Source organism: Paenibacillus periandrae, assembly GCF_022458865.1.
Taxonomy (GTDB): Bacteria; Bacillota; Bacilli; order Paenibacillales; family NBRC-103111; genus Paenibacillus_S; species Paenibacillus_S periandrae.
In genome coordinates this window covers 221,853-244,236 of record NZ_JAJNMU010000011.1, presented here as the reverse complement: position 1 = coordinate 244,236, position 22,384 = coordinate 221,853, and the positions used below count along the sequence as shown (strand labels likewise).

General features: G+C 42.1%; 25 protein-coding genes. All 25 read right to left on the bottom strand.

Features of this window, described 5'->3' with window-relative positions:
- On the bottom strand, positions 1–726 hold the full coding sequence (pyrH, locus tag LRL21_RS20105; RefSeq protein ID WP_240417572.1) for a UMP kinase: 726 nt from the start codon (positions 724–726) through the stop codon (positions 1–3).
- 93 nt (positions 727–819) lie between these two features.
- A complete protein-coding gene (gene tsf, locus LRL21_RS20100) occupies positions 820–1,470 on the bottom strand; it encodes a translation elongation factor Ts (RefSeq protein ID WP_076232825.1) in 651 nt (216 codons plus the stop codon).
- A gap of 96 nt (positions 1,471–1,566) precedes the next feature.
- Positions 1,567–2,265 carry a 30S ribosomal protein S2 gene (gene rpsB, locus LRL21_RS20095; protein WP_076232822.1) on the bottom strand — a complete coding sequence of 233 codons (699 nt, stop codon included), beginning with the start codon at positions 2,263–2,265 and terminating at the stop codon, positions 1,567–1,569.
- Positions 2,266–2,610: 345 nt separating this feature from the next.
- Positions 2,611–3,126: a hypothetical protein gene (locus tag LRL21_RS20090; protein WP_240417571.1), complete on the bottom strand. Its 516-nt coding sequence runs from the start codon at positions 3,124–3,126 to the stop codon at positions 2,611–2,613.
- Positions 3,116–3,679, bottom strand: coding sequence for a hypothetical protein (locus LRL21_RS20085; RefSeq protein WP_240417570.1), 564 nt, complete (start codon positions 3,677–3,679; stop codon positions 3,116–3,118). The genes LRL21_RS20090 and LRL21_RS20085 overlap by 11 nt, the downstream gene beginning before the upstream one ends.
- Positions 3,680–3,902: 223 nt before the next feature.
- Positions 3,903–4,232, bottom strand: a complete 330-nt coding sequence (locus LRL21_RS20080; RefSeq protein WP_240417569.1) for a hypothetical protein — start codon at positions 4,230–4,232, stop codon at positions 3,903–3,905.
- Positions 4,233–4,262: 30 nt separating this feature from the next.
- The gene (locus tag LRL21_RS20075) at positions 4,263–5,669 is read right to left on the bottom strand and encodes a FapA family protein (RefSeq protein ID WP_240417568.1); all 1,407 of its coding nucleotides are present in this window, start codon (positions 5,667–5,669) and stop codon (positions 4,263–4,265) included.
- Positions 5,670–5,690: 21 nt separating this feature from the next.
- Positions 5,691–6,476: a FliA/WhiG family RNA polymerase sigma factor gene (locus LRL21_RS20070; protein ID WP_240417567.1), complete on the bottom strand. Its 786-nt coding sequence runs from the start codon at positions 6,474–6,476 to the stop codon at positions 5,691–5,693.
- Positions 6,477–6,494: 18 nt separating this feature from the next.
- A complete protein-coding gene (locus LRL21_RS20065) occupies positions 6,495–6,908 on the bottom strand; it encodes a hypothetical protein (protein ID WP_240417566.1) in 414 nt (137 codons plus the stop codon).
- A gap of 3 nt (positions 6,909–6,911) precedes the next feature.
- Positions 6,912–7,406: a chemotaxis protein CheD gene (locus LRL21_RS20060; RefSeq protein WP_240417565.1), complete on the bottom strand. Its 495-nt coding sequence runs from the start codon at positions 7,404–7,406 to the stop codon at positions 6,912–6,914.
- Positions 7,403–8,023: a chemotaxis protein CheC gene (locus LRL21_RS20055; RefSeq protein WP_240417564.1), complete on the bottom strand. Its 621-nt coding sequence runs from the start codon at positions 8,021–8,023 to the stop codon at positions 7,403–7,405. The genes LRL21_RS20060 and LRL21_RS20055 overlap by 4 nt, the downstream gene beginning before the upstream one ends.
- A 4-nt stretch (positions 8,024–8,027) precedes the next feature.
- Entirely contained in the window at positions 8,028–8,489 is a 462-nt protein-coding gene (locus tag LRL21_RS20050; RefSeq protein ID WP_240417563.1) for a chemotaxis protein CheW, read from the bottom strand.
- A gap of 45 nt (positions 8,490–8,534) precedes the next feature.
- Complete coding sequence (locus tag LRL21_RS20045) at positions 8,535–10,589, bottom strand: chemotaxis protein CheA (RefSeq protein ID WP_240417562.1); 2,055 nt, start codon at positions 10,587–10,589, stop codon at positions 8,535–8,537.
- Between the two features lie 49 nt (positions 10,590–10,638).
- Positions 10,639–11,793, bottom strand: a complete 1,155-nt coding sequence (locus LRL21_RS20040; RefSeq protein ID WP_240417561.1) for a protein-glutamate methylesterase/protein-glutamine glutaminase — start codon at positions 11,791–11,793, stop codon at positions 10,639–10,641.
- 46 nt (positions 11,794–11,839) lie between these two features.
- Positions 11,840–12,712: a MinD/ParA family protein gene (locus tag LRL21_RS20035; protein WP_240417560.1), complete on the bottom strand. Its 873-nt coding sequence runs from the start codon at positions 12,710–12,712 to the stop codon at positions 11,840–11,842.
- Positions 12,705–14,000 carry a flagellar biosynthesis GTPase FlhF gene (flhF, locus tag LRL21_RS20030; protein ID WP_240417559.1) on the bottom strand — a complete coding sequence of 432 codons (1,296 nt, stop codon included), beginning with the start codon at positions 13,998–14,000 and terminating at the stop codon, positions 12,705–12,707. Before flhF ends, LRL21_RS20035 begins: the two co-directional genes overlap by 8 nt.
- Positions 13,997–16,030 (bottom strand): flagellar biosynthesis protein FlhA, encoded by a 2,034-nt coding sequence (flhA, locus tag LRL21_RS20025; RefSeq protein WP_240417558.1) that lies wholly within the window; start codon positions 16,028–16,030, stop codon positions 13,997–13,999. The genes flhF and flhA overlap by 4 nt, the downstream gene beginning before the upstream one ends.
- A gap of 22 nt (positions 16,031–16,052) precedes the next feature.
- Positions 16,053–17,129: a flagellar biosynthesis protein FlhB gene (flhB, locus tag LRL21_RS20020; RefSeq protein WP_240417633.1), complete on the bottom strand. Its 1,077-nt coding sequence runs from the start codon at positions 17,127–17,129 to the stop codon at positions 16,053–16,055.
- A gap of 30 nt (positions 17,130–17,159) precedes the next feature.
- Positions 17,160–17,939 carry a flagellar biosynthetic protein FliR gene (gene fliR, locus LRL21_RS20015; RefSeq protein ID WP_240417557.1) on the bottom strand — a complete coding sequence of 260 codons (780 nt, stop codon included), beginning with the start codon at positions 17,937–17,939 and terminating at the stop codon, positions 17,160–17,162.
- An 11-nt stretch (positions 17,940–17,950) separates the two neighbouring features.
- Complete coding sequence (fliQ, locus tag LRL21_RS20010; protein ID WP_076232777.1) at positions 17,951–18,220, bottom strand: flagellar biosynthesis protein FliQ; 270 nt, start codon at positions 18,218–18,220, stop codon at positions 17,951–17,953.
- 35 nt (positions 18,221–18,255) lie between these two features.
- Positions 18,256–19,002 (bottom strand): flagellar type III secretion system pore protein FliP, encoded by a 747-nt coding sequence (gene fliP / locus LRL21_RS20005; protein ID WP_420832468.1) that lies wholly within the window; start codon positions 19,000–19,002, stop codon positions 18,256–18,258.
- Between the two features lie 11 nt (positions 19,003–19,013).
- The gene (locus tag LRL21_RS20000; protein ID WP_240417555.1) at positions 19,014–19,496 is read right to left on the bottom strand and encodes a flagellar biosynthetic protein FliO; all 483 of its coding nucleotides are present in this window, start codon (positions 19,494–19,496) and stop codon (positions 19,014–19,016) included.
- A 213-nt stretch (positions 19,497–19,709) separates the two neighbouring features.
- Positions 19,710–20,072 carry a response regulator gene (locus tag LRL21_RS19995; protein ID WP_076232770.1) on the bottom strand — a complete coding sequence of 121 codons (363 nt, stop codon included), beginning with the start codon at positions 20,070–20,072 and terminating at the stop codon, positions 19,710–19,712.
- 25 nt (positions 20,073–20,097) lie between these two features.
- Entirely contained in the window at positions 20,098–21,384 is a 1,287-nt protein-coding gene (fliY, locus tag LRL21_RS19990; RefSeq protein WP_240417632.1) for a flagellar motor switch phosphatase FliY, read from the bottom strand.
- On the bottom strand, positions 21,374–22,372 hold the full coding sequence (gene fliM, locus LRL21_RS19985) for a flagellar motor switch protein FliM (RefSeq protein ID WP_240417554.1): 999 nt from the start codon (positions 22,370–22,372) through the stop codon (positions 21,374–21,376). The genes fliY and fliM overlap by 11 nt, the downstream gene beginning before the upstream one ends.
- Positions 22,373–22,384 lie beyond the last annotated feature (12 nt).

Sequence of the window (22,384 nt, the reverse complement as noted above, 5' to 3'; positions counted from 1 at the left end):
TTAGACACTCCCTTTTACAATCGTTCCAATTTTTTCACCTAATACCACACGTTTAATATTACCACTTTCCGTAATCGAAAATACGATTAATGGAAGATTATTATCCATGCAAAGTGATGAAGCTGTTGAATCCATAACACCTAAATTTTTATTTAAAACTTCCAAATACGTAAGCGTTTCATATTTGATCGCGCTTGAGTCTTTGAAAGGATCTGCCGAATATACACCATCAACTTTATTTTTGGCCATGAGAATCACTTCAGCTTCAATCTCTGCAGCTCTCAGTGCCGCAGTCGTATCCGTCGAGAAGAACGGATTGCCTGTCCCTGCCGCGAAAATGACAACTCTACCTTTTTCCAAGTGTCGAATAGCTCTTCGACGTATGTAAGGCTCAGCTACTTGCTGCATGTTAATGGAGGATTGTACACGAGTTGGAACATCAATGGTTTCAAGCGCATCTTGAAGAGCCAATGAATTCATGACTGTTGCCAGCATTCCCATATAGTCGGCTGTAGCTCTGTCGATACCTTTTTCGCTTCCAGCTATGCCTCTCCATATATTGCCGCCGCCCACAACGATTGCGACTTCAACGTTTAATTCCACGACTTGTTTAACCTGCTGAGCTATTGAGGAAATCGTCTCAGAATCAATACCAAATCCTTGCTGTCCTGCCAAAGCTTCTCCGCTCAATTTCAGAATAACCCGTTTGTAAATAGGACGTTCCAAGCTTATCCCCCCTGTTCGAAAAAGCAGCTATTGATGTTTGTGTAAAAAAGAGGAACACAAAGTGTTCCCGCTATCTGATCATGGACTATGAATTTATTTCTTTACTTGTGCCATAACTTCTTCTGCGAAGTTTTCTGTTTTCTTCTCTAAGCCTTCACCTAGTTCAAAACGAACAAAGCGGCGGATCGTGATGTTTTCACCAATTTTGGAAACTTTTTCGTTGATCAATTGGCTGATTTTTTTGTCAGGATCTTTGATGAACGTTTGCTCCATCAAGCAATATTCTTCGTAATATTTGCCAATACGACCATCAACCATTTTTTCAACGATGTTAGCCGGCTTGCCTTCGTTCAATGCTTGGTTCGTCAAGATTTCGCGTTCTTTGTCAAGAGCTTCCTGCGGCACTTCTTCACGACGAACATACAACGGGTTAGCAGCAGCAATTTGCATAGCTACATCTCTAACAAAATCTTTGAACTGATCTGTTTTGGCAACAAAATCGGTTTCACAGTTTACTTCAACCAATACGCCGATACGGCCACCAGCATGGATATAAGATTCAACAACACCCTCTGTAGCAATACGTCCTGCTTTGTTAGCTGCTGCAGACAATCCTTTTTCACGCAGAAGCTCAGCCGCTTTTGTCAAATCACCGTTTGCTTCTTCCAACGCATTCTTACAATCGAGCATACCTGCTCCTGTACTTGCACGTAATTCCTTTACTGATGCTGCATTAACCGCCATGAACTTGGCCTCCCTCATATATGTTGAACCTTGGTCCTTAAAAAAGGGGCGGTGAAAGGATTTTGCACCTTTTAACCACCCCTTTCTATTCACTATTTAAGCTGTAGTTTGTTCGCCTTGATGTGCTTCAACCACTGCATCGGCAATTTTAGCTGTTAACAGCTTAACTGCACGGATTGCATCGTCATTACCAGGAATGACATAATCGATTTCATCTGGATCGCAGTTTGTATCTACGATACCTACGATTGGAATACCCAGCTTGCGAGCTTCTGCAACCGCGATACGCTCTTTACGAGGATCGATGATGAACAATGCACTTGGAAGGCCCTTCATATTCTTGATACCGCCAAGGAATTTCTCCAAGCGATCTTTTTCTTTACGAAGGATGATAACTTCTTTCTTAGGAAGAACTTCAAAAGTACCGTCTTCTTCCCATCTTTCCAATTGCTTCAAACGATCAATACGCTTTTGAATCGTTTGGAAGTTGGTCAATGTTCCACCCAACCAACGTTGGTTAATGTAGAACATACCGCAGCGAGCTGCTTCTTCTGCAACTGAATCTTGCGCTTGCTTCTTTGTTCCTACGAACAAGATTGTACCGTTTTGGTCGGCTACTGATTTAACGAAGTTATAAGCTTCTTCAACCTTTTTCACCGTTTTTTGTAAATCGATAATGTAAATTCCGTTTCTTTCAGTGAAGATGTAACGATCCATTTTCGGATTCCAACGACGAGTCTGGTGACCGAAGTGAACTCCAGCTTCTAAAAGCTGTTTCATGGAGATTACTGCCATCTTCACACACCTCCTCTAAATTGGTTTTGGGTCTCCTCCGCTATAGTCGCATCTTCGACATAAAACTTCCCGCCGGGAAGCACCCTTATGCGAATTGACCAGCGTGCGTTTTAACACCGTCAATAACTATACCACAACTGAAATAGGTATGCAACAGTCATTGCTATTATTCCTATGATAAAAAATATTTTTTGATATAAGAAAAGCTCCTGATCGAAGCCTATTCGGTGAAGATACATTCGTGTCCAACAGGTTGCTTTTCTTGCGATATCAGAATATTCAGCTCTGCTGAAAACTTATAAAATCTGATATTATAAAGAAACCAAACCTATTGTCAGGCTTGGCTTATGGACGGGTTGTTATATTTGAAACCACACGTGCAAGCTCCATGGGACCTTTGAAAACATGAACGCCGGATACAATCTTCTCATTTAATTGTTGCTGGTACATCATATCCTCAAATGCTTTACGGTCTGTAATGACACCGCTGGTCACTAATAAATCGCCCACATTGCCAGCATTTAGCCCACTGGACACATAAATATAGGTTTCCTTAACGACTTCCTTCACAGGCGCAGGCGGTTGTTCTGCGGGCTGCTTGTCCTTCTCCTCTTTCACCTTCTGCAGCACAAGAGCATCCACCTGTGTCTGGCTCAGCATCTTCTGATCGTTGTCAAAAACCTGAAAGTACTTGGAGGCCGCTTCCTTCAATTGAACATGGTCCATCTCACTTATTGCCGCGCCCTTCATTAGATCTGCTTTGACTGCCGATGGTTTGGCAGCGTTCATCAGCTGGAGCAAGGAGGCACCTACAATTAAGCCAATTCCTAAACCGTACAATAACGATTTGTTAGTGAGCATTGAGTTTTTCCTCCTGCTTCGCCAACTGAAAGATCAAATTGATCTCACCTTTATTCATATTCAGCTTTTTGGCAATATACTCTACCGATTTCCCTTGTTCAAATAACGAAAACAGTTCCTCGTAACGAGACTTCAAGTTCATTGCAATAGGTGGGGCTTCATCATCAATAATTTTCTCTTCGATCCTTGGTTTCTGCAGCTCGATTACAGGAACCTTCTCGGGTGGATGAGCAATCTTCTTCTGAAGCTCCTCATATGCAAAACCAAGCTTGTTGAGCTCCTGATTAGTTAGTGCAGATTGTTTCTCAACAATTTCAAGCCGTGACGTTAACTTGGCAGTTTGTACTTCATAATCTCGTTTGGTTTCTGCAAGCAACTGGATCAAGGCTTTGTTCTGCTCGTCCAGCTCTGCCGTAAAGTGTTCCATTGCTTCCTCAATCTCTTGAACGGTCGGGCTGCCCTGACCTTTTGCTCCGCTTGCTTTCGGAATGATTTTCGCATAAATAATGAAAACGAGTCCAAATAATACAATATAAACCCAGTGTTGATCCACTTGATTCACCTTTTTCCGAAATCTATCATTCCCCTGATTACAAGTGCAAGTTCCAAAAGTCGACATTTCAGCACCGAGAAGGTTGCAAGAAGGTATAGGAGGAGGAACGGTGTTTAGGCAGAACCATTTAGGAGTACCGCACTTCGAGCCTGAATGCAAGATTCGATGCCGATTAAGCTTTCTGTGAAACTTCGTGATCAAATGAGGACTTTTTGAACAGCCTTTACAGGGATAAATCAATATGCTTTCCTTTAAAAGGGTGTACTCGCCTCTCCGTCGACGACTTCTCCCCTTCGTTATCAGTGGAATTGCTTTTTGCTCTTGTCTTGTTCTTACTTTGCTTGGAGTTTTCCTTCTCTTGGTCGCGTATGGAGGACTGAGTAACGTCATCGGCTTTTCCAGTCACATGACGTTCCTTTTCCGTTTGTTTGGCGGCAGCACCGGCAAGCAAGGTTTGATCCTGATGCGGTTTGTTATTCAGTTGATTCTGCTTGAGACCAACTTCCTCATTTTTGTGCAGTGCAAATTGCAGCTCTACCGGCCTTAAACTCATAACATCCAGCCCTCCCGGCGACATTTACGATTAAACTAATGGAATTGCCGCGATATCCCCATCTGCCAGCTGAAATCTGACATGCGATACCGCATCCTTGACAAATTTGGTGTAGCGGCCTATCACAATCTTCGAACCACTGTAAATCGTAGATGCCACATCGACCTTTGCTTTTTCAGAATCCTCTAATGATTTTTCTATTTCAAAAATACGTTCTCTGGACGTAATCCGTTCTTCAGTGAATTGTTTTTTGGTATGATTAAGCTTGATGCGCATCGATACTTTATCCGGCCCTAATTGACCTATAGCTGCCAATTGATCCAGCATGGTCAGAGCCTTATCCGTCTTCTCCAGATTATCGTTAATAGAGCGCAGCTGAGCTCTTAGCTGTACCAATTCATTACGCATCTCCGGCAGCACACCAACCTCAATTATGGTTACTGTGGACATCGAATTGCCCACGGTACGTACCACTACTGACTCTCCGGCCTGGATAACGCCACCGACAATAAGTCCTTTTGAACCTTTGCAGACCACACTATGAATGGCATGTACATTGGAATGCATGATGCTTAAACTAACTATGACCTCTTCTGCATACACGGTTGCATCTTGAATAAATGCGCTCTTGACATGCTTACCGGCACGGATTACGCCTTTGTTGTGACCCAAAATTCCTGCACTGATTTCAATAGACCCGTCCGCTTCCAAATCTGCACCTTCCACAGTACCCGTAATTCGAATATCACCGGAAGCTTTAATTCTAAATCCGGAGAGAACGCTTCCTCTAATGACTACAGTACCGACAAAATCAATATTCCCAATGTTGTAATCAACATCTCCGTTGACCTCATAAACCGGAAATACATTGATTTTATCCCGATCCGTCTTGGCTACCATGCCATCCATCGCTGCATACAAGGAGTTCTGGGAAGGATCCAAAACTACATTTTTTCCTACTTTGATTCTTGCTTCCTTACCATCCTTCGTATTGATCAGCTCGCCTGTTACAGCTTGACCTGGTGTGCCAGGCGCAGCTGGAATACGCTCAGCAATTAATTGACCTTTTCTAACATTATTGATGGAAGTTACTTCTTTAAAATCAACCTTACCATCGTGCATTTCCACTGGCCGTTTGGCATCATTACTCAAATCATATAAAAATTTAACGCTGCCATCCACGCCTTTAACAGGTGCAGTTCCAGTAGCAATAAGTGTTTTAGTTAGAAAAAATGATTGGGGACTCTTTACAATTTCACTTAATTTACTGCGATTGATTCCGTGTGTAATTTTATATGATTCCAATACTTCCTCTAGTTGTGCCAGGCTAAAGCTTAATTTATCATCACTATTTTTAAACTGTAAATAGGCGTTAAGCTTATCCTCGGATAAAGTAACCTCCATATAAAAACTAAGCGGAACAGCCTGCTCGCTCATTATTCCCCCCACTTTCCAGGTTCAAGAGTCTTCAAACAACTGTGATTTATGCCTACCAAGCGAGCCGCGAAGCCGCAATATCGCTTTGGAGTGCAATTGTGAAATACGTGAAGGCGATAAACTCATAACTTCTGCAATTTCACTTAATGACAGCTCTTCAAAGTAAAATAAGGATACAACCGTTCTTTCTTTATCGGTTAATCTTTCAATCGCTTTGGCTAACGTTTCTTTCAAATAAAATTCATTAACTTTATATTCAGGATTCTTGGCTTTTTCATCTATCAACAAAGACAACCGAGTCTCAGAATCTTCTTCACGAATGGGATCATCAATGGAACAAACTGTTGTAATTGCGATCTCTTGGACCATTTGGCGAAAATCATGTTCAGTTACTTGCAAATATTCGCTAATTTCATCATCTGTAACAGATCTTAAATATTGCTGCTCAAGCTTTTGATACGCTTCTTCTATCTTTTTTGATTTTTCTCTAACTGATCTTGGAACCCAATCTCCCTGACGCAGGCCATCGATGATAGCCCCACGAATACGCCAGGAAGCATAGGTTTCAAATTGCAAACCACGAAGGTAATCAAACTTTTCTATAGCATCGATAAGTCCCATAACGCCAAAACTCGATAGATCATCTCTCGATACATTTTTGGGTAAACCGATTGCTAAACGGTTCGAAACATATTCAACCAGAGGTAAATACGTTTCGATGAGCGACTGTTTTGCTTCAAGTAAGCCGAATTCTTTCCATTGCTTCCAAACATCCATGTTGGTCAAATGCGACTTTTGTTGAATCATGAACCGTTGCCACCACCTTTATTCTTCGGACATCTGACGCAGCGCTTGAACCATATCCCCGGTTTCCAAATTGACTTTACTCGTAAGCTTCGGAGGATTCAAAGGCGCAAATCCGCTCTCACCCTCAGACGCATGAGGGTCTCTTGAACCCTTTAACATTTGATTTAAAGACTCGTCGTCGTTTGGTGTAGTCATATCAAGGGTAGTACCTTTACTATCATCCGCCGCTGCGTCGGTATCGATGATTTTATCAATTCCAGCGAAAGTACCCAGAATCCAGCGGACTAGAAAAACGAGAAGAAACAAAAGGACAAAACTATAACAGCTTCGAATGAGTGCTGTGCTCCAAATATTATTAATTAAGGAGGTTGACAGTGTAACGACAAAAGATACGGCACCTACAAGTAAATTCCAACGAATAGTTCCCATCATAGTCTACAGTTCCTTCACTCCTTGTTGAACGCTGCGGATTAAAAGAATACCTGTTTCACAGTTAAATTCAACTGTTCTCCCGTAATTGGAACCCGTATCCTCCGACTTTAGCGGAATCGAATACTTGCTCAGCATAATTTTGCATGATTCGACATTCCGCGGACCGATTCTCATCGTATCAGAGTTGCCGGCAAAGGCGAACATTTGTGCCCCACCTGCCATTTTAGCTTCCATTCGTCTGAGAACGGCACCTAATTTCAGCATTCGCTCAATCATCTCTGGAATCGCAGTATCCGCATACTTTGCTACATTTAAATTACCTTCTCTTGCAATATCCGAGGTTGGAAGCATGACATGCGCCATTCCTGCAACCAATGTTTTGGGATCATACAGTGTAATACCGACACATGAGCCTAATCCTGTTGTCTTTAGCACCCCGGTCAAATGCGTAACATTGAGATCGGCCATTCCTACCTTTATAAAATTGTCTGGAATCATGGAGCTTGTACTCCCAAGGCAATGAAAATTTTGTTAAAAGATTCGGGGTCCGGGATCAGGAAGAAGTGTCCTTCAATCTCGTCATTCCCATCCAAAAACTTGGTATCTATTAACAAAGCATGATCTCCCATTTGACCGAATTGAATAAGACCGTAGCTTAGAATGGCCCCTGCCATATCAATTGCAAGTGCCGGAACGGTTGGTGACATGTACAATTGCGTAAAATCAGCCAATGAAGACAAATACGAGCCTGCCAAAATATTACCAATCTCACTTAAGGCAGAAAGCTCCATATCTGTATAATGTTCGTCATCAACTACCTCAATCCCTACCAAATTACGCAATAATTTTTTTGCAGATTCGAGAGATAGTATGAAAAATAGATTCCCAGGCGTTTCACCTTCAACTCGAAGGAAGATGGCAATTACGACACGTTCAGCCCCACCGACGCTTTCAGCTATTTCTTCAAATTCTACCATACGAACCTTGGGAACGAGCATATCAACCGGTTTATCCAATAGTCTGGATAGTGCGGTGGCTGCATGACCAGCCCCGATATTACCTACTTCCTTGAGAACATCCAATTGAAAATCGGCAAACCCTTTAAATGATTCCACACGGTTACTCCTCTTGATTTTCTAATTGAATAATTTCACTTTTGTTCAGAACTTCTTCTAAATTCAAAAGCACCAAAAGACGCGAATCCCCAATCTTGGCAATGCCTTGTAAATATTTAGCTTTGATTCCGCCCACCACTTCTGGAGGATCATCAATATTATCCGTGTTGATATCCGTAACATCATTTGCTGAATCTACAATTAAACCTACTTCCAATTCTTTTACAGCAACGATAATAATACGAGTATTGTCTGTATATTCACTTTCTGCAAAACCGAATCTTCCACGCAGATCAATTATAGGGGTAACGACACCACGCAGATTAATGACGCCTTTAACAAACTCTGGCGTTCTTGGAACACGTGTCATTGGCTGCATCCGCTCGATTGTTCGAACTTTTTCCACTTCTACTCCATATTCCTCATGTGCCAATGCAAAAACAATAACCTTTATTTCTTCGCCCATATTCCCGTGCCTCCCTTTGAAATCCTTATGTAAAATAGTTAAAACTTATTTAATTAAAGCATTTGTATCAATAATAAGCGCGACCTGTCCATCACCAAGAATGGTGGCACCGGAGATAGCAAACAAATTCGTGAAATATTTGCCCAACGATTTCAAAACAATTTCCTGCTGCCCAATAAACTCATCGACAATAAGCGCGGCGAGCTTTTCGCCTTTACGGATCACTACGATTTGGGTTTCTTTTTCAGCTTCATTGCCATTTTTGTTAGGAACACTAAATACTTTGGCTAGTGAAACAAGAGGAATCACATTCGAACGGTAATTCACCATCCGACTACCGTGTACGGTAAGAATCTGATCAGTTGCAAATGCTGATGTCTCTACTATGGAGGACAAAGGTATCGCATACTTTTCTGAGCCTACACGGATGAGCATTGCAGAAATAATCGACAAGGTTAGCGGTAGCTGCACGGAAAACTTGGTTCCCTTACCAAATTTGGATTCGACCTGAACACGGCCACCAAGACTTTCTATCTTCGTCTTAACGACATCCAAGCCTACACCACGTCCGGATATATCAGAGATCTTGTCAGCAGTACTGAAGCCAGAAGCAAACAGCAGCAGGTATACCTCATTATCGGATAACTTGGAAGCCTGCTCAGGTGTGACGACTCCTTTTTTAATAGCAGCATTCAGAACCCCATCGCGATTGATGCCGCGGCCATCCTCTTCAATTTCAATAAATACATGATTCCCGCTATGAAAAGCACGTAAGTAGATCGATCCTGTTTCAGGCTTGCCCGCTGCGATTCTATCAACTGTAGGTTCAACCCCATGATCCACTGCATTTCGCAGTAAATGGACCAACGGATCACCGATCTCATCTACGACAGTGCGGTCGAGCTCAGTATCAGCGCCAGTAATAATCAAATCGACTTTTTTGTCGAGGTTTTTGGCAACATCACGAATCATACGCGGGAATCGATTAAATACGGTATCAATGGGAACCATCCGCAGCTTGAGTACGATATTTTGTAAGTCACTGCTGACCCTCGACATGTGTTCGACGGTTTCTGTCAGATCATTTTTTCTAATTTCGCTGGCCAATTGCTCTAATCTGGAACGATCAATCAACAGTTCACTGAACAGATTCATCAATGCATCGAGCCGCTCTATGTCCACACGAATTGTTCGATTCGCTACAGGAGCATTAGCGGCAGCCACCGGCTTCTTCACTTCTGCCGTTGGTGCCTGAACAGGTGCACCAGCTTGAACGGCTGCAGCTGTAGCAATTTCAGGTACCGCCGCCATCGCCGGCTTCAATAACTCCTCAAGCTTTTCGTGAGTCAACAAGGTAACGACTGCTTTATCGATCTCTGATACATTAGCAACTTGTTTTTGCAAAGATTCCTGATCTGTACCAGAAATAAAGAAGACTGAAAAATTATTGTCAAACCTTTCCTGTTCAATGTCTTCTACAGGTGGATCCGATTTAATGACCTCACCATTTTGCTCTAACACATTAAATACCATGTATGCTCTGGCTGCTTTCAATACACAATCTTGACGAACGCCGACTTCAATATAAAAAACCTGCATCCCGGCATCTATCGATTGCTGTATGATCGACAATTGGAATTCATCCAGGATGGACGAACCTGCTGTATTGTCATCCGCAGTGCCTGCCTGAGCTCCTGCAGCATTACCTGCTTTTAAGTAATCCCCTGTTACGATGGATTTCAGAGACAAGACTATGTCGCTTACATTCGCTTTACCAGTGCCGCCTTGAATAATATCCTCTACCATGGATTCCAAGGCATCCAGGCTCTTGAAAATACAGTCGAAAATAAATGCGTCCATCTTCAGCTTATCATTACGAACGAGATCCAGTACGTTTTCCATTTCATGGGTCAACGAAGCCAAATCTTCAAAGCCCATCGTCGCTGACATACCCTTAAGGGTATGGGCCGAACGAAAAATATTATGTACAATGCTGATGTCCTCAGGACTGCCTTCTAAAGCCAGTAAATTATCGTTTAAGGCTTGCAGATGCTCTCTGGATTCATCAATAAACATCGAAAGGTATTGATTTAAGTCCATAACCTCACACCTCCATCAATGGATGATTTGTAATACTGATGTCTCTATGCTACTTACACACGGCCTGTGCTAGCTTTGGAGCTATTTCTTGCTGTGCCAGAACATGCATCACACATTTGAGTTCTACTGCTGCCCGAGGCATCCCATATACAATACAGGTTTCTTCGGATTCAGCAATAGTCGTAACAGCGCCGGCATTCTTAAGCGCCAGCATCCCCTTTGCTCCATCGGCTCCCATTCCAGTCATGAGCACGATATGTCGCTTTAGCTCCTTCAAAGGCAGAAGTGACTCAAAAAGTATGTCTACAGAAGGTCTATGCCCTCCTCTGGCCTCTTCCTTGCTTATATGAATTTTGTAAACTCCAGGACCATTGCGTGCTACTGTCATATGAAAACCACCTGGGGCCACATAGGCATGTCCATTTTGCAAAATCATACCCTCTTCCGCCTCCACCACATGCAGCTCCGAGACAGAGTTCAATCGCTGTGCCAAGGATTTAGTGAAATTGGGTGGCATATGCTGAACAATAACAACTGGAGCAGGAAGATGTCCCGGAATATGAGAGACGACCTGATGAAGTGCTCTTGGTCCGCCGGTAGAAGTGCCTATGGCCACGATTTGCTGAACCTGACTCGATCCCTGTTGATGAGCCGTTTGGGGCTCTGCTGGAACAGGTTTTACAGAATTCGATTCAAATGCTGTACGTTCCTTGTTTACCTTAGGCAGCTCCTCAATCCTAGGTACCGCTTTAGGTCTGGGAATTGGTGGTGTCCACATGGGATTAGAACGAAATTTCAACACATTCGTTTTAACTGCGATATGGAGCTTTTCAAGCAGCAATTCCTTTACCCGGTGTAAATCCAATGAAATCGAGCCTGAAGGCTTACCGACAAAATCAACTGCTCCTCTTTCGAGCGCTACGATCGTTTCTCTGGCCCCATCCTGAGTTAAGCTGCTTAACATGATCACTGGAGTGGGTTGTATATCCATAATGATCTTCAGGGCGTCCAGACCATTCATCTCCGGCATTTCAATATCCATGGTGATGGCGTCCGGCTTCAGTATTTTAACCTGATTCACTGCTTCTTTGCCGTTTTTGGCTGTGCCAATCACTTGAAATTGAGGATCCTCCGAAATCATGTCTGTAATCATTTTCCTCATAAAGATCGAATCGTCAACAACCAATATTTTATAAGGGTTCATCTATATTCACTCCTCCAAGTTGTCTGTTTCACTAAGTAAGAGGACGCTAGTGTCTTAAAAGTCTCATCATTTTCGACATGAAGCCTTTTACTGCACCCTGCTGTTCTTCTGTAGGAGTTTGTCTGGCAATAAAATCATCGACTAAACGATAGATCGACTGAGAGGCTGCGCTGGTAGGATAAGCGACCGTAAAAGGAATTTGTCTTTTCACAGCCTTGGACACATTGTTATCGTCATCTACAAAGCCCAAGGTTGGGATATCTATATGCAAAAACTGTTTGGCAACCATAATAATTTTGTCAGCTGTTTGTTTGCCTTCCTTGCTGTCCGTAGTTCGATTAACGACCAACTTGAAATTTACTGGCTCATTCATGGAATTAACCATCTTAATAATCGCGTATGCATCGGTAATGGAAGTCGGCTCTGGTGTGGTGACCACAATGGTTTCTTCTGCTGCCAATATAAATTTTAACGTTTCCTTTGACAAACCCGCACCTGTATCAAAAATAATGAAATCCACAGTGCCATTTAATTGATTAACCTGATCTGCAAAGTATTCCAATTGATCGTCGGTAAGTCTGATCAAATCATTAAATCCAGAGCCGCCTGCAATAAATTGCAGATTGTGTGGTCCTCTTTGGATAATTTCCCAGATCGTTTTTTCTTTTTTCAGTAAGTGGTACAAATTATATTTGGCGCTGACACCCATAAGCACGTCGATATTCGCCAGTCCGATATCAGCGTCAAAAACCAATACATCAAAGCCTTTTTTTTGTAAAGTAAGTGCAAAATTCAGTGTAAAATTGGATTTCCCTACACCACCTTTGCCACTGGTTACTGTAAGTATGCGAGTTGGCTTAGACTTCTGGACATTTTGATTGGATACCAGATTGCGAAGTCCTTGTGCCTGATCATTCATAATGATCAACCCCCAGTATCAGGTCGACAATATGCTGCTCCGCCAACAAATTAATATCATCTGGAACACTTTGGCCGTTTGCCACATAGGAAAGTTGAAGCTTGAAATCATGCACCAGATTGACGACCGCACCATATGAATCGGTCTCGTCCATTTTCGTAAACAGCACTTTATCGAGCTTAAATTTCGAGAAATTTTCTGTAATTGCTTTCATATCTTTGTATTTAGTCGTCAAGCTCAGCACCAGATACGTTTCACTTTTACCACCGTACTGCAGCAGCGTATTCAATTCCGATACGTACATTTCATTACGGAAATTGCGCCCTGCCGTATCCATAAATATGATATCGCGATCTTTAAGCTGCTCGAATGCCTTGGACAAATCCTGAGGCGAGAACACGACCTCTAAAGGTACGTTCAAAATAGTGGCATACGTCTTGAGCTGTTCCACAGCCGCGATTCGATAAGTGTCCGAAGTAATAAAGCCTACCTTGCGATGGTATTTGAGCACCTGCTCTGCCGCCAGCTTGGCAATAGTTGTTGTCTTCCCAACACCAGTCGGTCCTACAAAATGTGCAATTCGCGTATCTGCCGCCATTGCATTGGACTGACCCTGACTGAACAATTCGAGCAGCTTCTTTCTTGCTGATTCCATCGCTGAATCATCGGTTATCGCAAGTCCAGCATCCTGCGCTTCCTGAGTGATAGAGGCAATGATCTCATCCACAAGCATAGGCTCTACTTCCTGCTCTATCATTCGTTGCTTCAGAACGATTAAAGAAGGATCATTAACTTGTTGGCTTCCTTGAACAGAAAGCTTATGCATGAACTCTTTCATCTGTTTCAATTCTTCTAGCAGCATGTCTTCTCTTTCTTTCACAACAGCAGCTGCAGCAGGAACTTTTGCAGGTACAGGTGGACTTGGAACAATTACATCAGGTACTTCGGGAAAAACAAGTGCATCCCGCTTCAAATCGATAGCTTGCTGCTGAGCTGATATCCCGGTTGGTCTTGCATATGCATTTTTAGCGGTCTGTGGTGTGTTAAAACCCGTACTTACAGGCTGTGGTCTGTCTATAGGTGCCGTTATCTTTACAGGTGAAGGCGCCGCTGCTGCAGACGTGTCTATAGCAGCGATAACCTCGATTTTCTTTTTGGAAAACATCCCAAGAAATCCACCAGAACGAATTTCCTTCGTATTTAAAATAACAGCATCCTTGCCAAGATCGGTTTTGATTTTTTGCAGAGCATCTGGCATTGAATCGACAATATATCGTTTCACTCTCATAAATTAACTACCCCCATGCTTTGAATTTCAACGTTGGGTTCGAGCTCACTGTAAGAAAGAACCGGTATATCCTGCATCGTTCGTTCCAAAAGCTGCCTCAGGTACATGCGGATCGTTGGAGAGGTCAGTACAATTGGCTGTTGCCCTGACTGTATCGACTTCGTTACTTGATCCGTAATACGCTGATAAATGATTTGGGTAGAGCTCGGGTCCAAAGCCAGATAGCTGCCTTGATCGGATTGCTGAACGGACTCGGCTATTTTCTTTTCAAGGCTTGGTCCTACCGTAATTACTTTGAGAGAATCGCCAGTTACAGCAAATTGCTGCGTAATCTGACGGGAGAGCGACTGCCTCACATATTCAGTCAATATTTCTGGATCTTTAGTATAAGTACCGTAGTCCGCTAACGTTTCTAATATAGTGACCAAATCGCGAACCGATATTTTTTCTTTTAATAATTTAACCAGAACCTTCTGCACATCACCTATGGACAATACGCTTGGAATGAGGTCATCCACCAGAACCGGATAACTTTCCTTGACATTTTCTATCAACCCTCTTGTTTCCTGACGTCCAAGAAGCTCATGCGCATGTTTCTTAATGACTTCTGTTAAGTGAGTGGCAACTACTGATGGTGGATCAACTACTGTATAACCGGACAATTCCGCTCTTTCTTTCATAGCTTCATCAATCCATAAAGCCGGTAACCCAAATGCAGGCTCCAAGGTGTCGATCCCGCTGATGGAATCGTCCTCGATTCCCGGACTCATGGCCAAATAATGATTCAACAGCAAATCTCCGCGAGCAACCATATTCCCTTTGATCTTGATGACGTATTCATTAGGCTTCAATTGAATATTATCTCGAATCCGAATCACCGGTACGACAACACCCATCTCCAGAGCGCATTGTCTACGGATTAATATAATTCTATCCAACAAGTCGCCGCCCTGCTGTGTATCCGCCAATGGAATCAGTCCATAACCGAATTCAAATTCGATAGGATCGACCTGCAATAAGCTAATAACACTTTCCGGACTGCGAACCTCTTCAATTTGCTGCTCTTCCTCCATCAACTCATCCTTGGCCTGCTTCTTCACCAGACTCTGCTGCATTTTCATAGCGGCATAAGCAAGTAAAATTGCGATAGGCAGTGTGGTTATGAGATGAATAGGCGTGAAAATACCGAGCAAAGTGATTGTTCCTGCAACAATGTAAAGCAATTTCGGATAAAGTAAAATCTGCTTGGATAAATCATGTGCCAGATTACCTTCTGAGGTTGCTCTAGTAACGATTAAGCCTGCTGCCGTAGAAATTAACAGAGCTGGTATTTGGCTGACCAATCCGTCACCAATCGTAAGAATCGAATACAGCGCTCCCGCTTCTGCAAGGCCCATACCTTTCATGGTCATACCAATTATTAGTCCACCCAGGATATTGATAAACAGGATGATAATTCCGGCAATGGCATCACCTTTAACAAATTTACTGGCACCATCCATCGCTCCATAAAAATCAGCTTCCTTAGAAATTTTTTCTCTTCGCTCCCGGGCTTGGATCTCATTAATTAAGCCTGCATTCAAATCTGCATCGATAGCCATTTGCTTACCTGGCATTGCATCCAATGTAAATCGTGCAGCTACCTCGGCAACGCGCTCAGAACCTTTGGTAATAACGATAAATTGAACGAGCACAAGAATAATAAAGACGACAAACCCTACAACGATGTTCCCTTGTGCGACAAACGAACCAAAGGTTTTGACCACATTACCGGCATCGGCATTCGCTAAAATGTTTCTTGTAGTCGAGACGTTTAACGCTAGCCGAAAAAGGGTAGTAATCAATAGAAGTGAAGGAAAAATAGAGAATTCTAAAGGGTCCTGTGTATTCATGGCTACGAGAATAATTAAGAGAGCAATAGAAATATTTATAATCAACAGAACATCTATCAACCAGATTGGAACCGGCACAACCATCATCAATACGATACCAATAATACCGATGAGTACAACCAGATCTTTAACTTTCATAGCACATGTCCTCCTCTCTTAATTAGTTGGCTTTACCTTTCATTTTATATACATATGCTAGAACCTCTGCCACAGCCTGGAACATGTCTGCTGGAATGGCTTCGCCAATTTCTACTTGTGCATACAAGGTCCGAGCCAAAGGTTTATTTTCTATAGTCACAATACGGTTTTCCTTAGCGATTTGTTTGATTTTTAATGCAATATATTCGGTTCCTTTTGCAATTACCGTCGGAGCCTGCATATTGTTGGAATCATACTTTAACGCTACGGCAAAATGGGTAGGATTTGTAATTACGACATCCGCTTTAGGAACCTCCTGCATCATACGCTGCATAGCCATTCTCCGCTGCTTTTCACGAATTTTCCCTTTTATCAAGGGATCGCCTTCCGATTTTTTGTACTCGTCTTTAATATCCTGCTTGGACATCTTTATACTTTTTTCAAACTCGTATTTCTGATACATATAATCAAATAGTGCCAAAACAATTAATATCAAACCAATTTTCAATCCTAATTTCAAAGTAATGGAAGCCATAAAAACAAAAATATTTTCCAAGGGTAATCGAGCTAAATCCATTAAGGAACTTTTTTCTGCCCAAAGAGTATCATATACGACATAGCCAATAATCGACATTTTCAATACGGATTTCACAAAATCCACCAAGGTGCGTGCCGAAAATATTTTCTTGGCTCCCTCAACTGGATTCAGTTTACTAAATTTCATCTTAAGCGGATCCCCTGTAAACATGACCCCAATTTGTAGATAATTGCTGAATATAGCTGTCACCATCGCTACCATGAGGACAGGAACAATAATCATGATACTTTGTATAAACAACTGTTGAAAAAGCAGATTCACATTGGCCATAGTAATGTCCATCAGCAAATAGTCGTAAAAGATAGACCGGAACACTAGCGTAAGCTGGTTTTTCATGTAACCGCCAAATATGTAGAAGGACAGGAAACAAAAAAACAAAATGAATGCAGCAGGTAATTCCATACTTTTGGCTACTTGACCCTTTTTTCTTGAGTCCTGCCTTTTTTTAGGGGTAGCCTGTTCTGTTTTTTCTTGAGAAAACATCTGCAAATCTAGCTGCATTCTTAATGAAACCACTTCAATTCCTCCCGATTAACCAGTAAACATGCCGATAAACTTTTGCATATAGTCAAACATGGATACAAAGGATCCTTTAAAAATGGATTCATAAGCGGGAAATAACAATATTAAAAGCAAGAACCCGATTAACATTTTGAGCGGTGCTCCAATAACGAGAATATTGAATTGTGGAGCTACTCTAGCCAGCAATCCAAGACCGACATCGGTCAAGAACAACGCAGCAATAAGGGGTGCCGCCATTTGAAAGCTAAGAGCAAATACAGTCGAAAACGATTTAAGAACAAACTCGCTAATTTGTCCATTATATATTTTGGCGAACAGCTCATTGGATAATGGTATCCATTCATAGCTCTCCATAATGGCTTTTAACAATAGGTGATGTCCATTTAAGGATAAAAAGAGCAGCATCGCGATCATATACTTCAAGTTGCCAAGAATTGGACTGGAAGCGCCCGTCAAAGGGTCAAATACATTCGCTATACCGAAGCCAATTTGAATATCTACAAACGAACCTGCAATCTGCACGACAGTAAAAAACAAATAAGCAATGAAGCCAAGAAATATGCCTACCAGTATTTCTCTAACAATAGATAGGAAATACAGTGAATCAAATGTAGCCAAGGTTGAAGAGCCTACAACGCTGAAAGCCATCAAGGTAACAAAAAAAGCAAGCCCGATTTTAAAGTGTGCCGGCACATTTTTGGCTGAAAATACAGGAACGACAACAAAAAACGATGAAATCCGACAAAAAAAGAGCAAAAAGCTAGGGAAATATTGCTGTATCCATTCCATACCTTCACTACCTAGCCCACAAATTTATAAAGGTTGTTCAAAATGTTATAAGTGAAATCTATCAATGTAGTCAAAATCCATGGTCCAAATATTAAAAAAGCTAATAATACGGCAACTATTTTAGGAACAAAAGCCAACGTCTGCTCTTGGATTTGTGTTGTTGCCTGAAAGATACTAATGGCCAACCCCACTACCAATGCAAGAACCAGCATGGGGGCACTGGCCTTCAAGACCGTGTATACAGCCTCACCGGCCAAGCGAATAACAAACTCCGAGCCCAAGGTTTATTCTCCTCCTGCATGGTCATCAATTCTCATTATGTGTTGAAGCTAAGTAACAGTGATCTCACTACCAGATACCAACCATCCACTAAAATAAACAGCAGTATTTTAAATGGGAGTGATATCATGACGGGCGGCAGCATCATCATCCCCATTGCCATTAAGGTACTGGCTACGACCATGTCGATAACCAAAAAAGGAATGAATATCATAAAACCCATCTGAAAAGCCGTTTTTAATTCACTGATGGCATATGCAGGTACCAAAGCCGTTAATGGCGTATCCTCGACTCCACTCGGTGGCTGAGCCTTGGAATAATCAAGAAACAACTTCAGATCCTTTTGTCTTGTATGTTGAAACATGAACTTTTTCATAGTGACCGCTGCCTTGTCCAAAGCAACTGTTTGGTTCACGCTACCTTTAAGATAAGGCTGCAGCGCTTGTTCATTCAAATCACCAAGCGTCGGTGCCATTATAAAAAAGGTCATGAATAGCGCTAATCCAACCAGAACCTGGTTAGGGGGCATTTGTTGTGTACCGAGCGCTGTCCTTACAAAGCCCAGAACAATAATAATTCTCGTGAAGCTGGTCATTAACACCAGGATGGCGGGAGCAATGCTCAGGATCGTGATTAAAATAATAATATTAACTGTATTGGATGCTCCAGCTGCAGAGCTCGAAGATCCAAAATCAATATTAATGCCAGGGATAGGATCAGCCGCATAGGCATGGGATGTTGACAACACAATCATTGCCAGCAAGGATACTACCGTGTAGATCATAGCCTTCCATTTCATTGTTTATCATTCAACCGATCTTTATTTTTGTCATCCATCAGTAGATCCTCCACCATTTTCTTTCGGTCTGATAAATGGTGCATTTTATTATGGAAAATTTGCTGAAAAGAAGCTGTTACCTCTTCGTCTGACTCCTCAATGACACTTTGCTTTTTTCTCAGCTTGGATACCCAGCCTGTGAACGTTTCAAAGCTTGCCGCGGTTTTGGCATTCGAAGAATTTAACATATCCGATATATAGGAAACTTCATCCTCATCTTCAATTTTTTCCAGCAGCTGCACATTTTCCCCAACTCCTACTATGTAGAGAGAACGACCGATTTCAACGACCTGAATCGATTTGTTGGGACCCAGTGGCACGCCTCCTAATGAACGCATGGAACGACCAAATAAAAATTTATTTTTCTGGGAAAGAAACTTAATAATAATAAAAAATAATCCGATAATAAGAATAAGAAAGAATATAACTTTTATAATCATCCATATAGTTTCCGAAGTACTAACACCCGAATAATTTAAATCCGATATCCCCTTCGTTGTTTGATCAGGGGAGGTACCGGTTTCCCCGAAGCAAATCTTTGAGAAACCGGCGATTTGTATACTTCCAACTGCAATAAGAGAAGACAATTTGGTAAAGAGTCTTTTCAAGTTTCACATTCCTTTCGGTCTATGCCAGACTCCCCTTGAATCTTATTATCCCAAAGTTTTCTTAATCGCCTCAATAACACGGTCAGCTTGAAACGGCTTAACGATAAAGTCTTTAGCACCCGCTTGAATAGCATCTATAACCATCGCTTGCTGACCCATCGCAGAGCACATAATAACTTTGGCGGAAGCGTCGATTTTTTTAATTTCCTTTAGTGCAGCAATACCATCCATTTCTGGCATTGTAATATCCATTGTGATCAGATCGGGACGTACTTCTTTGAATTTTTCAATGGCTTGTGCTCCATCATTAGCTTCTCCACAGACTTCATAACCATTTTTGGTCAAAATATCCCGAATCATCATTCTCATAAAAGCTGCATCATCTACAATTAATATTCTATTTGCCATGTGTAAACAATCCTCCCAAGTTTAATTAATACTGTAGTTTTTGAATGCGATCCCATTGATTAACAATGTCTGTAACGCGTACACCAAAGTTCTCGTCAATAACGACAACCTCACCCTTCGCAATCAACTTATTGTTAACAAGAATATCAACAGGCTCACCTGCAAGCTTGTCTAATTCAATAATTGAACCTTGAGACAATTCAAGGATGTCTTTAATTACTTTTTGAGTTCTACCTAACTCAACTGTTACCTTCAAAGGAATATCCAACAACAAATTCAGATTCGTATCCTCTGGAGGTGTTAATTGGTGTGGTGCAAAGTTTGAAAATTGGGCTGGCTGAACATTGACATCGCGCCCAAGTCCATTTCCATATGCCGCTGGCGGTTGCTGATACATCGGTTGCTGCGGTGGATACATGGGCTGCTGATACATCGGCTGTTGTGGCGGATACATCGGCTGCTCGTACATGGGCTGCTGCTGCATAGGCGGTTGCTGATACATCGGCTGAGCGTAAGGATCTGGTTGTCCCATTGGCGGAGCTATAGGCTGTTGTGGCTGTTGTGGCTGCTGAGCCGCAGGAGCAGGTGTTGGTGCCGGCGCTGGCGCCTCTTGCGGGTCCTCCCCGCCTCCCATAAGAATGGAAACCATGTCCTTAGCAAATGACACCGGTAAAAGCTGCATAAGTGTTGAATCAATTAAATCCCCTATGATGATTCGAAAAGAGATTTTAATGAATACTTCTTCTGGCGGAAGCGAAGCCCCACCTTCACCATCCGATAAATTCAATATATCGATTCCTGGCGGAGATATATTGACGAATCGATTAAAAATCGTCGACATGGATGTTGCTGAAGAACCCATCATCTGGTTCATAGCCTCTTGAACTGCACTAATATGAATTTCAGACAATTCTTCCGCGTAGGCCGTTCCGTCCCCACCCATCATTAAATCAGCAATTACTTGTGCATCGCGAGTTTTGATCACTAACAGATTAATACCATGGAATCCATCCACATAATTGACATGGACCGCAACATGCGGCAGGGGGAATTCTTTAACTAATTCATTCTTTGCAACAGCTGAGACTTTCGGTGTGGTAATGTCTACTTTCTTTCCTAATAAAGTGGATAAAGCTGTTGCCGCGCTTCCAAAGGTAATGTTTCCAATTTCGCCAAGTGCATCTTGTTCCAAAGAGGTTAAATAATTATCAACATGGACATCAACACTTGAGCTCTCCGAGCTGTCACCTGAAGATTGTCTCAACAAAGCGTCAATTTCTTCTTGAGACAAATAATCCCTATTATTCGTCATTGTCTTCTGCTCCTTCACTAACAATCTCGCTTATTTGCATAGCCAGTTTTCCCTTGATGCTGCCGGGACTGCCCAAAAACTTCAGTTTTTCTCCGATTCTGATATTTAGCAGCTCATCAACCGGTTTGTTCAGCGTTATTACATCGCCAGCACTTAAGTTCAAAAATTCCCTGACCGATATTTGAGTTTCACCTAACTCAGCAATAATGGGAAGCTTAGCTTTATGTAAGCGAGATTGTAAAGCCATAACTTCTTCAGGTGCTATCGTTTTTTTCTGAGAAACAAACCAATGATGCACGGATAAACGCGGCATAATGGGCTCGATGACGACATGAGGAATACAAAGGTTGATCATTCCCGTGGTGTCACCAATTTTGGTGCTTAGAGAGATTAATGCAATTGTTTCATTCGGAGATACGATTTGCATAAATTGTGGATTTGTTTCCAACGCCTCGAGACGAGGGGTCAAATCAACAACACTTCTCCAGGCTTCTTGAAGACTTTCAAAACATCTGCTGAAAATACGTTCCATCACAATAGTTTCAATTTCAGTTAAAGCATTTATTTTTGATGGCGATGTCCCTGCACCCCCAAGTAGTCGGTCCAGCATTGCAAACGCTACGTTAGGATGTACTTCAAGAACCATACGGCCCTCCAAAGGCTCCGCTTCAAAAATATTGAGAATTGTCATTTTGGGAATAGAACGAATAAACTCATCATACGGCAATTGCTCGACTTGTACCACATTTATTTGCACAAAAGTTCTTAATTGTGCTGAAAAGTAAGTAGTTAGGTAGCGGGCGAAGTTTTCATGGATTCTTGTTAAGCTTCGTATATGATCCTTGGAAAAACGAACAGCCCTTTTAAAGTCATATGCTCGCACTTTTTTCTGCGTTTCTTCCTTCTTGAGTTCTTCAGCATCCATCTCACCGGATGAAAGAGCTGCCAGCAGGGCATCGATCTCATTCTGCGAAAGTACATCTACCATTTAACGTCACCT

What these genes read in the sequence shown, in the direction of transcription:
- flhF (WP_240417559.1), bottom strand. Translation starts at nt 14,000, where the DNA reads ATGAGAGTGAAACGATATATTGTCGATTCAATGCCAGATGCTCTGCAA.
- flhB (WP_240417633.1), bottom strand. Translation starts at nt 17,129, where the DNA reads ATGCAGCTAGATTTGCAGATGTTTTCTCAAGAAAAAACAGAACAGGCT.
- LRL21_RS20040 (WP_240417561.1), bottom strand. Translation starts at nt 11,793, where the DNA reads ATGAACCCTTATAAAATATTGGTTGTTGACGATTCGATCTTTATGAGG.
- fliY (WP_240417632.1), bottom strand. Translation starts at nt 21,384, where the DNA reads ATGACGAATAATAGGGATTATTTGTCTCAAGAAGAAATTGACGCTTTG.
- LRL21_RS20075 (WP_240417568.1), bottom strand. Translation starts at nt 5,669, where the DNA reads ATGAGCGAGCAGGCTGTTCCGCTTAGTTTTTATATGGAGGTTACTTTA.
- LRL21_RS20060 (WP_240417565.1), bottom strand. Translation starts at nt 7,406, where the DNA reads ATGATTCCAGACAATTTTATAAAGGTAGGAATGGCCGATCTCAATGTT.
- LRL21_RS20035 (WP_240417560.1), bottom strand. Translation starts at nt 12,712, where the DNA reads ATGAATGATCAGGCACAAGGACTTCGCAATCTGGTATCCAATCAAAAT.
- LRL21_RS19995 (WP_076232770.1), bottom strand. Translation starts at nt 20,072, where the DNA reads ATGGCAAATAGAATATTAATTGTAGATGATGCAGCTTTTATGAGAATG.
- fliM (WP_240417554.1), bottom strand. Translation starts at nt 22,372, where the DNA reads ATGGTAGATGTACTTTCGCAGAATGAGATCGATGCCCTGCTGGCAGCT.
- LRL21_RS20045 (WP_240417562.1), bottom strand. Translation starts at nt 10,589, where the DNA reads ATGGACTTAAATCAATACCTTTCGATGTTTATTGATGAATCCAGAGAG.
- rpsB (WP_076232822.1), bottom strand. Translation starts at nt 2,265, where the DNA reads ATGGCAGTAATCTCCATGAAACAGCTTTTAGAAGCTGGAGTTCACTTC.
- LRL21_RS20090 (WP_240417571.1), bottom strand. Translation starts at nt 3,126, where the DNA reads ATGCTCACTAACAAATCGTTATTGTACGGTTTAGGAATTGGCTTAATT.
- fliR (WP_240417557.1), bottom strand. Translation starts at nt 17,939, where the DNA reads ATGGAATGGATACAGCAATATTTCCCTAGCTTTTTGCTCTTTTTTTGT.
- tsf (WP_076232825.1), bottom strand. Translation starts at nt 1,470, where the DNA reads ATGGCGGTTAATGCAGCATCAGTAAAGGAATTACGTGCAAGTACAGGA.
- LRL21_RS20070 (WP_240417567.1), bottom strand. Translation starts at nt 6,476, where the DNA reads ATGATTCAACAAAAGTCGCATTTGACCAACATGGATGTTTGGAAGCAA.
- fliP (WP_420832468.1), bottom strand. Translation starts at nt 19,002, where the DNA reads ATGATCTACACGGTAGTATCCTTGCTGGCAATGATTGTGTTGTCAACA.
- LRL21_RS20000 (WP_240417555.1), bottom strand. Translation starts at nt 19,496, where the DNA reads ATGATTATAAAAGTTATATTCTTTCTTATTCTTATTATCGGATTATTT.
- LRL21_RS20065 (WP_240417566.1), bottom strand. Translation starts at nt 6,908, where the DNA reads ATGATGGGAACTATTCGTTGGAATTTACTTGTAGGTGCCGTATCTTTT.
- flhA (WP_240417558.1), bottom strand. Translation starts at nt 16,030, where the DNA reads ATGAAAGTTAAAGATCTGGTTGTACTCATCGGTATTATTGGTATCGTA.
- LRL21_RS20050 (WP_240417563.1), bottom strand. Translation starts at nt 8,489, where the DNA reads ATGGGCGAAGAAATAAAGGTTATTGTTTTTGCATTGGCACATGAGGAA.
- LRL21_RS20080 (WP_240417569.1), bottom strand. Translation starts at nt 4,232, where the DNA reads ATGAGTTTAAGGCCGGTAGAGCTGCAATTTGCACTGCACAAAAATGAG.